Origin of the sequence: Pelodictyon luteolum DSM 273 (assembly GCF_000012485.1) — a bacterium.
GTDB classification, from domain to species: domain Bacteria; phylum Bacteroidota; class Chlorobiia; order Chlorobiales; family Chlorobiaceae; genus Chlorobium; species Chlorobium luteolum.
Genome location: NC_007512.1, coordinates 801,362 through 812,474 on the forward strand (window position 1 = coordinate 801,362; position 11,113 = coordinate 812,474).

The 11,113-nt window shown below is 52.0% G+C and carries 14 protein-coding genes and 1 pseudogene; 13 read left to right on the forward strand and 2 right to left on the reverse strand.

Annotation, left to right across the window (positions count from 1 at the left end):
• Nucleotides 1-6 precede the first annotated feature (6 nt).
• Together PLUT_RS03555 and PLUT_RS03560 are read left to right on the forward strand one after the other, a co-directional pair.
• Nucleotides 7-1,314, forward strand: a complete 1,308-nt coding sequence (locus PLUT_RS03555) for a TolC family protein (RefSeq protein WP_041463774.1) — start codon at nt 7-9, stop codon at nt 1,312-1,314.
• A 152-nt stretch (nt 1,315-1,466) separates the two neighbouring features.
• Complete coding sequence (locus PLUT_RS03560; protein WP_157858126.1) at nt 1,467-1,967, forward strand: helix-turn-helix transcriptional regulator; 501 nt, start codon at nt 1,467-1,469, stop codon at nt 1,965-1,967.
• A gap of 291 nt (nt 1,968-2,258) precedes the next feature.
• On the opposite strand, the gene PLUT_RS03565 is transcribed toward PLUT_RS03560, so the two are convergent.
• The gene (locus PLUT_RS03565) at nt 2,259-2,558 is read right to left on the reverse strand and encodes a helix-turn-helix domain-containing protein (protein WP_049752346.1); all 300 of its coding nucleotides are present in this window, start codon (nt 2,556-2,558) and stop codon (nt 2,259-2,261) included.
• 796 nt (nt 2,559-3,354) lie between these two features.
• Here PLUT_RS03565 and PLUT_RS12120 point away from each other — a divergent pair.
• Nucleotides 3,355-3,479, forward strand: a pseudogene (locus PLUT_RS12120) (gas vesicle synthesis protein GvpA); the annotation flags it as partial.
• Between the two features lie 479 nt (nt 3,480-3,958).
• Entirely contained in the window at nt 3,959-4,165 is a 207-nt protein-coding gene (gene gvpA / locus PLUT_RS03570) for a gas vesicle structural protein GvpA (RefSeq protein WP_011357439.1), read from the forward strand.
• Nucleotides 4,166-4,386: 221 nt separating this feature from the next.
• Here gvpA (PLUT_RS03570) and PLUT_RS03575 read toward each other — a convergent pair whose 3' ends face one another.
• Nucleotides 4,387-4,704 carry a helix-turn-helix domain-containing protein gene (locus PLUT_RS03575; RefSeq protein ID WP_011357440.1) on the reverse strand — a complete coding sequence of 106 codons (318 nt, stop codon included), beginning with the start codon at nt 4,702-4,704 and terminating at the stop codon, nt 4,387-4,389.
• 749 nt (nt 4,705-5,453) lie between these two features.
• Between PLUT_RS03575 and gvpA (PLUT_RS03580) the strand changes: the two genes are divergently transcribed.
• The 9 genes from gvpA (PLUT_RS03580) to PLUT_RS03620 all read left to right on the forward strand — a co-directional run bounded on the left by gvpA (PLUT_RS03580) (nt 5,454) and on the right by PLUT_RS03620 (nt 11,091).
• Nucleotides 5,454-5,660 carry a gas vesicle structural protein GvpA gene (gvpA, locus tag PLUT_RS03580; protein WP_011357441.1) on the forward strand — a complete coding sequence of 69 codons (207 nt, stop codon included), beginning with the start codon at nt 5,454-5,456 and terminating at the stop codon, nt 5,658-5,660.
• A 62-nt stretch (nt 5,661-5,722) separates the two neighbouring features.
• Nucleotides 5,723-5,929 carry a gas vesicle structural protein GvpA gene (gene gvpA / locus PLUT_RS03585; protein WP_011357441.1) on the forward strand — a complete coding sequence of 69 codons (207 nt, stop codon included), beginning with the start codon at nt 5,723-5,725 and terminating at the stop codon, nt 5,927-5,929.
• Between the two features lie 210 nt (nt 5,930-6,139).
• Nucleotides 6,140-6,721 (forward strand): hypothetical protein, encoded by a 582-nt coding sequence (locus tag PLUT_RS03590; protein WP_041463775.1) that lies wholly within the window; start codon nt 6,140-6,142, stop codon nt 6,719-6,721.
• A gap of 45 nt (nt 6,722-6,766) precedes the next feature.
• Nucleotides 6,767-7,903, forward strand: a complete 1,137-nt coding sequence (locus PLUT_RS03595) for a hypothetical protein (protein ID WP_157858127.1) — start codon at nt 6,767-6,769, stop codon at nt 7,901-7,903.
• 80 nt (nt 7,904-7,983) lie between these two features.
• A complete protein-coding gene (gene gvpN / locus PLUT_RS03600; RefSeq protein WP_041463776.1) occupies nt 7,984-8,910 on the forward strand; it encodes a gas vesicle protein GvpN in 927 nt (308 codons plus the stop codon).
• Between the two features lie 37 nt (nt 8,911-8,947).
• The gene (locus tag PLUT_RS03605) at nt 8,948-9,265 is read left to right on the forward strand and encodes a hypothetical protein (RefSeq protein ID WP_011357445.1); all 318 of its coding nucleotides are present in this window, start codon (nt 8,948-8,950) and stop codon (nt 9,263-9,265) included.
• Between the two features lie 21 nt (nt 9,266-9,286).
• The gene (locus PLUT_RS03610) at nt 9,287-9,580 is read left to right on the forward strand and encodes a gas vesicle protein (protein WP_011357446.1); all 294 of its coding nucleotides are present in this window, start codon (nt 9,287-9,289) and stop codon (nt 9,578-9,580) included.
• Nucleotides 9,581-9,598: 18 nt separating this feature from the next.
• Nucleotides 9,599-10,150: an Hsp20/alpha crystallin family protein gene (locus PLUT_RS03615; RefSeq protein ID WP_011357447.1), complete on the forward strand. Its 552-nt coding sequence runs from the start codon at nt 9,599-9,601 to the stop codon at nt 10,148-10,150.
• A gap of 5 nt (nt 10,151-10,155) precedes the next feature.
• Nucleotides 10,156-11,091 (forward strand): ArsA family ATPase, encoded by a 936-nt coding sequence (locus tag PLUT_RS03620; RefSeq protein WP_041464034.1) that lies wholly within the window; start codon nt 10,156-10,158, stop codon nt 11,089-11,091.
• Nucleotides 11,092-11,113 lie beyond the last annotated feature (22 nt).

Consider the following 11,113-nt stretch of genomic DNA (forward strand, 5'->3'; position numbering starts at 1 on the left):
GTAATCATGATGCTTTTCCTGCTGCCGGTGATGAACGATGCAGAGGGGAGCGGACGGCAGCTGGACCTGCGGCAGGCATGGACGATGGCATCTTCCTACGATGCGCGCTATCGTGTAGCTCAAGCTGATTACCAGATGCAGCGGAAGGAGGTCCCAAAAGCCTTATCAGGCTACCTGCCTAACATATATGTTCAGGCCTCTAGGGGCAGGCGGGGTACTATCAGGGAGTTGACGGACCCTAATGACCGCAAGTTCTATTCGTCGAAATCATATGGAGTGTATCTCAGTCAGTCGGTAGTTGATATTCAGACCATTGCCGCGTATAAAGGTGCTGTTGCTCTGGAGGGAAAAAGCGCAATGGTTCTGGAGAACGAAAAGGGCAACTTGATGGCCAGAACCATCGAAGCCTATTGCAACGCGCTGTTCAGCCAGGAGGCTATCTCGGTGAGCCGGTCGCTTGTCGCATTGAGCCAGGAAGAAGTGGCAAGGGCGGTGAAAGCTTCGGAGCAGGGAGTGGGTACCGTTATTGCAATTGATGAAGCAAGGGCTAAATATGAGGCTTCTCTTGCCGAGGAGCAGAAAGGCCTGAACAGCCATGAGCACAATCTTCGCGAACTCGAGAAACTCACCGGTGTCTATGCCGGCAAGCTTGCCCCCCTGTCCCCGGTTCTTGATCAGAAACCCATAGCCCTGAAAACTGAAGATGAGTGGATTGCTGCAGCTCTGAAGATGAGCCCGGAGATGGGGGCGGTGAAAAAGGATCTTGATATGGCCCGCTGGCAGACGGCAAAGACCAGAGCCGGTGGGTACCCGACGCTTGATCTTGTGGCCTCCTGGAGTTATTCAGCGAACGATACCGATTACAATCTCAACGAAATCTATGACACCTATGCCGTCAGTCTGCAGCTGAAGGTTCCTATTTATTCAGGTGGATATGTGATGTCTTCTGTGAGCCAGTCGAAGATGGGGCAGCTCAAGGCACAGGAAAACTTTAGTTGGAAAGAGCGGCAGATCGTTTCTGATGTCCGCAAGTATTACCGGGGCCTGCAGTCGTTATCCATGTTGATCAATGCCAATAAACGGACCGTGGATGCCAGGAATACATTGCTGAAAAGCAAACAGAAGGGTCTGTTGTCCGGAGTCGCTACCAGAATGGATGTGCTTGATGCCCGTCAGCAGTTACGGACGTCTGAACTGGAGCTTTCAAAGAGCCGGTTCCAGTACATCCTTAATCTTGTCATGCTGGAAAAGACTGCAGGGATGCTGGGCTCCGATGATATCGTTTGTCTGGCATCGGGGCGAACCTCCCGCTGAGCTGGTTGCATCATGTGTCTATGGCGTGCACTTGTCGTCAGACAGTCCAGCGCCAGCTTTCGCCCCGTTGGTAATAGTGCATATTTACTCATTTGTCCGGACCTGCAGACTTTATCCGTCAACTTTATTGCCCATGTGCCCCTATGGATGTAATGACTGAACAGGCTTTGCTGGAAGCGCGAGCGAGCGCATTAGAGGATGAATTAAAACGGGTGAACCGGAATTCCGCAAGCCATTATAAACATCTTATTGTCCTCTATGAGCAGGTCGATGCCGCCGAAATCTCTGTGAAACAGAAGAACCCCATCAAGAAGTCTCTTCGCCAGATCATCGATCATACGCGGCTTGAGGAGCGAACAGGATTGTTGCTGAGCCTTATGGATTATGACTTTCTGAAAAAATTAGAAGCAATACACCCGAATCTCAATCAGCGGGAATACAAGATATGCCTTTTTGTCAAGCTCGGCTATGATACCCGGTCAATTGCGCGTATGATGGGTATTTCAACTCGGGGGCTGGAAAGCGTTCGATACCGGCTCCACAGAAAGCTTGGCCGGGGTAAGCATCAGGCCCTGAAAAATTACTTATCGATGATACAGATGGATGCCTCGCAGGGAGAGATGCTTCAGACTGGTTTTGGATATGCCATGTAGCGTTGAACTTTCCCCGTGGGCTCGGTCCATGATGATTAGCGTTAGGAAAGGGCTAAGCTTTTTCACTTAATGCAGTAAGAGTTTTTTTTGGGGGTTCCCTCTGTGATGTGGAAATAGCCGGTCTACTCACAAGAAACTCTTTCGCCTGCACTTGGTGGTACTCTAGATGGTTCGTCTATGGCCAGGTGCGACTCGTTGATATAATTCTGTTTCTCTTGCTGTTCATTAGTGTGTCATTGCCTCAGCGAGCCCTGAGCTGCAGAAAACATGCAGTCTTGCTTCAGCTGCGATTTAGCAATTACGGCATTCATGCTTGCAATATGTTTTTTCTGAGTCAAATACTCCATCGAGCAGGTCACCGATTGTGATGTCGAGCGCTTTGGCCAACTTATGGCAGTTGAGTATGGTGATGTTTTTCTCGCCACGCTCAATCATGCCAATATATGCCATCGATAACCCGCTACGGACTGCAAGCTTTTCCTGGGTGTAACTTGCCATAATTCTTGCGATGCGAATCTTCAGCCCCAGTTTTTCTGCAGGGCTTTTATTTTGTTGGTGGTTCAGTGCATGGGTGCATTGCGTTGGGTCCATTGTCAACAGTCTTTAATTGGATGTTTTTGTCAGTTAGGACAGATATTACATGTTTTTTTGTTGAAATACTTGAAATCTCTGCGGACCAGGGAGTGCTTCTTGTGTGTTATGTGTTCTGCCAGCTGCTGCATTGAGTAGTAATCCCTCCTGTTTTGCGTGGGATTTAGTACTTAACATTGGCAGGTCGTGTGTCGTTCTCCCAGGGGCCCTCTTTTTTTGCCCTCTATACAGGTATCCCGGCGATTTCTGGCACGGTTTTCGCTCATTCCTTGGGCTCCCGGCCTATCCGCGTGATGCTTCGAGATAAAATCTGATCGGGGTGATTGTCGATGAATCGCTGCCTTTCGAAAACAGGGCATTGCGTGCAGATGATGTCTTGATCGTGTGTATGCCGATTCTTCATGAATGCAAGAATATCCCATCCTTGTATCGGTCAGTTGCGGCACTATAGGGCCGTGCTGATGCCTGTGTAATACCGGCCGATACCCCGATGGGCGCATGCTCCATGCTTCATATGTCCTTCTGTGGATTTCGATGAGTGTATCCTATAGTGTATATTATTATTACTATAATTTTTTCATTATGAACTATAGTGGTAATATTTAGGCGATGTATTATCTTTCTTTGACGATGCCCATGCTTAGGATGGTTCTGTTGCGTCTGAGATATCTGAATGAGTGAGTATCGGCCGGTTACGAGGTGAGGCCTGCGCTACAGAGTTCATCAAGGACGTAGAAAAAAACCATCGCTTCATCGAGTCTTGTTGAGGTCATCGACCCTACCTGACCTCGACTAGGGATTCGTGGTTGATGAGTTGGTTCTTGTGTCGCTTTGGGTATCAAGCTTCCTGCAATCGAGGCAAGGTTCGTGGTCGCATCGATCGAGACATACCTGAAGTATGCAGAAGCTGTCGGACTGACATGCGAAAGACACGTAATCAAGAATAAGCGGGGCGTGAGGTTTGCGTGGTTTAGCGAAGTCATACCAGCCGTTGAGGGTGGGGGTGATGTATGACAGTTGTGCGTATGGGGCGTATATGTAAGATGTATGTTGTCTTGTTCCTATAATGTTTAAAATGCCGAAAAAAAGACGGCAGGGTGCGGATTTAATGGATCTTTTATATATTAAGTGTATAAGCGGTTGCGCTTTCCCCCAATTATCAGTCAGTATAATGCGCTCCTCCGGTACAGTTCCCTTGCAGGACATACGTCCATCGTTGATATCCGTTTTCTGTTATTCTCATTATTTCCGCCGGCAGTCCGCTCTCCCGGATTTTCAGCAGCATAGAGCGTGCCTGATTGTACCGGTGCGTCCAATGTGATGATGCGGGTATCGTCATATGATGCTTTGTCCTGTCAGGGGGCTGCAGTTTTCGAGTACAGCAAACAAAGGAGATCCTTATGGCAGTAGAAAAAACCATCGGTTCATCGAGCCTCGTTGAGGTCATCGACCGTATCCTCGACAAGGGTGTTGTCGTTGACGCATGGGTCCGCATGTCGCTTGTCGGCATCGAGCTCCTTGCCATCGAGGCAAGGGTCGTGGTCGCATCGGTCGAGACCTATCTGAAGTATGCAGAGGCTATCGGGTTGACGGCGAAGGCTGCGTAAGCCAGGAATGAGGAGGCCCGAGGGGTCCAGGCTTCAAGGCCAAGGGTAGAAGATGGGCGCGCTCTGTTGTTTCGGTGCTCTGAGGCGTGCACGTTTGGTTCGGGAATGGGCGAAGAAAGTGAACGGGCATACACCAGGGAGCATGAGTGCTTCCGGGTGTATGCCGCAGTCAGGATGCCCTTTGAGATCAGAGACTTGGGTGAGATGAGCCCCGTCGGGTGCTAATGTTCCTTTGATTCACATTCCCCGGTCTTATTGAAAAGAATGCAGCCGGATGGACACGTAGTATTTCGGGCCTCATTTGTTGAGTGAAATACACCTTCAAGCAGTTTATCGATGCTTGTACTGAGGGCGCAGGCAAGGCGCTGGCAGTTTATGATGGTGATGTTTTTCATGCCTCTCTCAATGATGCCGATATAGTTCGTCGACAGTCCGCTGAGTTCCGAAAGTTTTTCTCTGGAATAGCCGGCTTTGACTCTTGCGGCGCGAATATTTCTTCCAAGCCTCAGCGCGGCCTGGGCGCGCTTGATTTCTGTCAATTCATGTAGCACGGAGTATGGGAATTTCAGTCAATAAGGTTAAACCATCTGAAGCGCTTCCATGCAGAGAGTTATAAGATGCGGATGGTCTGGTTTTGGGGTGATTATACAAAAAAGACATCAATTTACGGCATCACAATCTGGCTCCAGCTTAAAATAATGAAGTAATCTGAGTTTTGATAACACTTTTTTCCTCCTGCAAGACTACTGCGTGACTCCTGCCGGGACCTTGATGGCTCTATCTGGGGGAGCTTGTTGGGTAAGTGGGTGCCGTATTATCGCAACATTGGCTCGGATTCCGTTCTTCCTGAGCACTGCTGTGATTTTGATGAGTCCGTCATGGTGATGGCGGCTACCGTTTACTGGCGTTGAAGGCCTTGGCGAATCTGTTTGTGTGTGTTTTAGTCTTGCTGTTTGGATTGTATCTGAATGAGGTATATGGTTTATAGTGACTTTAAAAGTTTCTATAATGATAAATGTGTTCATTATGGTGTTGTTTTGCAGGTTTGTTTTGTATGTTTAGTAAAGGCATCCCCCCAATACAAAGTTCAGCCCCCAGCTGCTATGCCGTCCAATGACATCCGCTCCTTTTTTGGGAATATCCGGTTCCCCTTTTTGCCTTTATCAACCGCCTCTCTAGAGGAGGCGTTCAGTGTGGCGCAAGGTAGTATTGCGCCAGGCCGTGCCGTTCACTATATGCAGGCCGAAAGGTCTGTGTTTTCAAACAACAACAAACAAAGGAGATCATCATGGCAGTAGAAAAAACCATCGGTTCATCGAGCCTCGTTGAGGTTATCGACCGTATCCTTGACAAGGGTGTCGTCGTTGATGCATGGGTCCGCGTGTCGCTTGTCGGCATCGAGCTCCTCGCCATCGAGGCAAGGGTCGTGGTCGCATCGGTCGAGACCTACCTGAAGTATGCAGAGGCTATCGGACTGACCGCAAAGGCTGCGTAAGCCAGCAATGAGCAGGCCGAAAGGTCTGTGTTTTCAAACAACAACAAACAAAGGAGATCATCATGGCAGTAGAAAAAACCATCGGTTCATCGAGCCTCGTTGAGGTCATCGACCGTATCCTCGACAAGGGTGTCGTCGTTGACGCATGGGTTCGCGTGTCGCTTGTCGGCATCGAGCTCCTCGCCATCGAGGCAAGGGTCGTGGTCGCATCGGTCGAGACCTACCTGAAGTATGCAGAGGCTATCGGACTGACCGCAAAGGCTGCGTAAGCTCGTTCCGCTGAAGCAGATTGCTCCTGCTAAAGCATCCTTCCCGGGAAGTATGGCCGGGCAGCATGATTTACCAGGAACATTTTTTTACAGGCAATGAGCCGGGCTCGAAGCGGTCCGGAAAACCTGATTGGTTGAGCGCTTTATTGACTCGTATACCATAGAGTAGTACATATCCCCCCGTCGATGAATAATTATCCTGATACCGTTATGACGCCGCCTACACCAGAGGCCGCGAAAATTGCGGAAATTCAGTTCGCTTATGAGTGCGCTGAGGAGATCAATGATTCCTGCCGCAACCTTTTTGAAGCCATCCGGAATTCACTCGACCAGCTGAAAGAGAAGCGGACGGCTGCCAATGAGAGTCTTTGCGATGTGCTGGCCAAAAAGGGTTCCCTGAGGAAAAAAGATTATGAAAGAATGATGGACGAGATCCATGCAATTCTTGACGAAAAGGAACAGGATGCCCGCGATGAGCTCTCGTCATTTCTCCGCGACCAGAGGGAGTTTGCCTTGATGCTCAAAGACCTCATCATCAATGCGATTGATTTTTCATCCCCTGATCTCGCCCGCAGAAGCAGGCAGCTGAGGGAAGAGCTTGCAGCGATCGCATCGGGACAGGAAGAGAGGAAGGCGGCTGTGGTGAAACGGCTGACTGATTTTCAGTCGGCACACTCCAAAATTGTTGCCCATCTGGAATCTCTTCTGCATAAAAGGGAAGGAATAGGGGCTAAAGATATAAAGGACGTAAAGCATCTTGTCGATCGTGAATGGGGAATCAAATCAAATTAAGAAGGGAGGATTCTAACAATGGCATCAAAACAGGACATGAATACTATGCGAGAAGAAGCAATGAATTCGTTCAGGCGTCGTGACAAGGCCAACAGGGACCTTGTTGAAGAGGTCAACGCCATGATTCACCGGTTCCGCGAGGAGCACCGTGAGATGGCTGCGCGGCTGGCGTCGAACGCCGAACGCCTGCATGCATCCCTTTCAGTGGACGAGCAGGACCGGATGAAAGACTACAGTGCGATGATGGGCAACATCCAGAAGGAACTGCATGCAGTCAGGGATACCGTCAGCTCATACCGCACGGAGGCTGCCTCCATGATGCAGGGCTTTGCCGGCGATCGCTCGGCGATGAGCACGGAGCTGCATGCCATGCTCGACGATGCCACAGCATCGCGCATGGACAGTGAGCAGATTCGTCTCGGGGAGTTCGGCGAGATGATGGCCGGCATCAGGGAGTATAACAAAAGCCTGCAGATGGATGTGGTGGACATCTTCGCTTCAACCAATGCCATGCTCGAGCGCTTTGCCGGTGAGCACGAGCAGATGGCCGAGGAACTGAAGGACGGTCTTGAGAAGACGAGGCATGAGGGCTCCGAGTACACCAAAGAGCTGCTTGCCGGAATCCGGAAGCGGATGCTTGAAATCAGCAATGAGAACCTTGAGGCCGCCGAAGCGGTGCGGAAGGGGCTGGCCGGCAGCGAAGCTGTCAGGATGGATGAGTACAACAGCCTGTTCAGCAGGATTTCTTCCGAAGTCGAGGCGCTGAGGCAGTCGACATCTGCCATGCTGAAGCGATTCTCTGAAGAAAGGGCTGCGGATTCGGCAGGATGGCCTGAACTTGAGGGTGTTGCAGTCTCCCCTCAGGAAGAGGTGGCTGCGGTTGCAGAGGTATTCCAGGATGCAGCTCCTCTGCAGGAACCCGCCCCGGTTGCTGAACCTGAAGCCGCTGTCAACGAGGAACCCGAAGTGCAGGAAGAGGCAGTAGTGGCTCAGGTGGCCGGCGACAGCCTTGAAGAGAGGGTCCTGGCTTACATCAACTCCAGTACGGAAGGCGTACGGGTGTCGGACATGGAAAAGCCCCTTGGTGAAACGAGGATGAAGATCGGCGTTGCCGCCCGGAACCTCCTCGATGAGGGGAAGGTGTCAAAGGTCGAGAACTTCTACCATCCGCTTGGCCACTGACTTGTCGAAACTCCACCGGGCCGGCTGGCCGTTAAGCCGCTGCCGGCCCGTAACCCGGAACAAACCCTAACCAGCTGATTATGCGTGCTGCAGTGAATGACAATGAAATGAATACGGTACTGGCACCACGGCCGATGGCGAATTTCGTGGAAACCGAGTACATCCGGGACATCACCGAGCGTGGACTTACCTACCTGAAGGCCGGCTTCCCTGTCCATTTCCGGGGCCCCTCGGGTACCGGCAAGACAACGGTCGCCATGCACCTTGCCGGCAAGATCGGACGACCCGTCGTGGTCATCCACGGAGACTCCGAATACAAGACCTCCGACCTCATCGGAAGCGAGCAGGGATACAAGTTCAGGCGCCTGAACGACAACTTCATCCATTCAGTCCATAAGTATGAAGAGGACATGAGCAAGCAGTGGGTGAACAACCGGCTGTCGATTGCCATCAAGAAGGGCTTCACCCTGGTCTACGATGAATTCACCCGTTCGCGTCCCGAGGCCAACAACATCCTTCTGCCGATTCTGCAGGAGAAGATGCTGAGCACATCAGCCTCGAATGAAGAGGACTACTACATGAAGGTCCACCCTGAGTTCAGGGCGATATTTACCTCGAACCCCGAGGAATATGCCGGCGTCAACAGGACACAGGATGCTCTGCGCGACCGGATGGTGACCATGGACCTGGATTATTTCGATTATGAGACCGAGCTGCGGGTGACGCACGCTAAGTCGGAACTGACGCTCGAGGATTCAGAGAAAATCGTGCAGGTCGTAAGGGGACTTCGCGAATCCGGCAAAACCGAGTTTGACCCGACCGTCCGCGGTTCGATCATGATAGCACGGACGCTGCATATCATGCAGGTCAGGCCCGAAAAAACGAACGATGCCGTCAGGAAGGTGTTCCAGGACATCCTGACATCGGAAACCAGCAGGGTGGGATCGAAGACCAACCAGGAAAAGGTCCGCGCCATCGTCAACGACCTGATCGAAGCATATCTGTAACAGCGCAGCGCACACTATCAATCACGGGGGAAAAGCCATGGCAGAAAGGAACAGCATGCTCAAGGGCATCAACGACATCAAGACCGTCCACACCATCAAGAAGGCGGCTGCCCGGCAGAAGGGGAGCAACGACTTTCTTCGCCTGTACATGCTTGAAATGGAGCGGACCCGTCTCATCAGCGAAAAGAACAAGCTGATTCAGCGTCTTGAGGTCATCGACGGACGGCTCAGTGCCATCCAGGAGGTCTATGCCGAAAGTCTCGAGGGGTTCGAGGCATTCCGCTCCTATAATGGAAACCGCTATGTGGATGATGTCACGGTTCCGGGATTCAAGACCATGCCCTTCGATTACTAAATACCAACATCTCAATCAACAATGCCTGAACTCAAACATGCGGTCAATGCTACCGGTCTTGCCGATATCCTCGAAAGGGTTCTCGACAAAGGCATTGTCATAGCGGGAGACATCAAGATACAGATCGCCGATATCGATCTGTTGACCATCAAGATCCGGCTGATGGTCGCCTCGGTCGATAAGGCCATCGAAATGGGCATCAACTGGTGGCAGGAAGATCCTTACCTGTCAACCGGTGCAAAAACATCCGAACAGACACGGCTTCTGGGCGAAATAAACCAGCGGATCGAAAAGCTGGAATCAATCAACAGATAAGTCAAAACAGGGGTGAGGATGGATAGGGATAGGGAGAGGGAAAAAAGGGAAAACGAAGAGTCTGATTTCGACCTGTCGGGACTTGGTGCTCTCGGTCAGGGCCTTGGCGGGTTGTTCAAGGGGATAGAGCGGCTGGTTGATCTTGCCTCCAAACTTGAATCTTCAGGCGGCACCTCAGGCAGCGGGGAAGTGAACCTTGAGCATCTCAGGAAGGGCATGAAGGGTGTGTACGGATTCACCATCAAATCGGCCGGCGGTGGCGGCGGTTCACCGAAAGTCGAGACGTTCGGCAACATCCGCAAAAGCGCGGAAGGACCCAAAGTTGATGAAGAGCGTGAACCCATCACCGACCTGTTCGATGAAGATGATCGTATTGTGGTGATTGTGGAGATGCCGGGCTTGGAGGCTGAAGACATCATTCTCGACCTGAATGGTGACATCCTCTCCATCACTACGAAGGGGAGCGGAAAACGGTACAGGAAAGAACTGCTGCTGCCGATGGCGGTTGCAGGACAGGAGCTGCAACGGAAGTATACGAACGGGATACTCGAGATCACCATAAGCAAATGACCTCCATGCCGTTGAGTGGTCTGGACCGTAAAACACTGGAAATGGTGATTTTCGGGGGCAAGGGGGGCGTCGGCAAGACCAGCTGTGCGCTTGCAGCCGCCCTGTGGCTGTCGGAGCGCTACCGGACCATCGTCATTTCAACCGATCCCGCCCATTCGCTCGGCGACAGCCTTGGCCAGCCGGTCGGCCCGATACCCGTTGAAGTTGCCGGGGCTCCGGGGCTGGCCGCTCTCGAAGTTTCAGCAGATCAGGCGTTCCGGAAGTTCAAGAAGGATCATGAAGCCGAGCTCGTGAAGCTGTTTGAGACCTCTTCGGAACTTGATGCTGAAGACATCCGGGAGATGATGAGCCTGTCGATACCCGGCATCGATGAAATGATGAGCCTGAAGGCCGTCATCGACCTGGTCTCGGAGGGGGCGTATGAGCGGTATGTCGTCGATACTGCTCCCACCGGTCACGCCCTCCGCCTCATCAGCTCTCCTGAACTGCTTGACGGATGGGTCAGGATGGCTTCGAAAATGAGGTGGAAATACCGCTATATGGTGGAGTCTTTTTCCGGCGGCTATACCGCTGACGAGGCGGACAACATGCTGCTGGACCTGAAAAGGACGGTCAAGCGGATTGAAGCCCTCCTGTCCAGTTCCGCCCGGTGTGAGTTTATTCCCGTATGCATCCCCGAAGACATGGCCGTCAGGGAGACGGCCAGGCTCCTCAGCGAACTTGCCGAACACCGGATATCGGCACGCCAGCTCGTCATGAACAACGTCATGGAGCCGGATGGCTCCGAATTCTGCCGCAGGCGAAGGCAGTCCCAGGATAGGTATCTGGCCCTTACCGGCGAGCTGTTTCCGGGAATCCCGGTGACCGTGGTGCCGCAGTTCCCCGAGGAAATCAGGGGTCTCGATGGCCTGAAGAAACTGAAGAACGCCCTTTTTACCTAACGTTCGCAATGATATGCTGAAA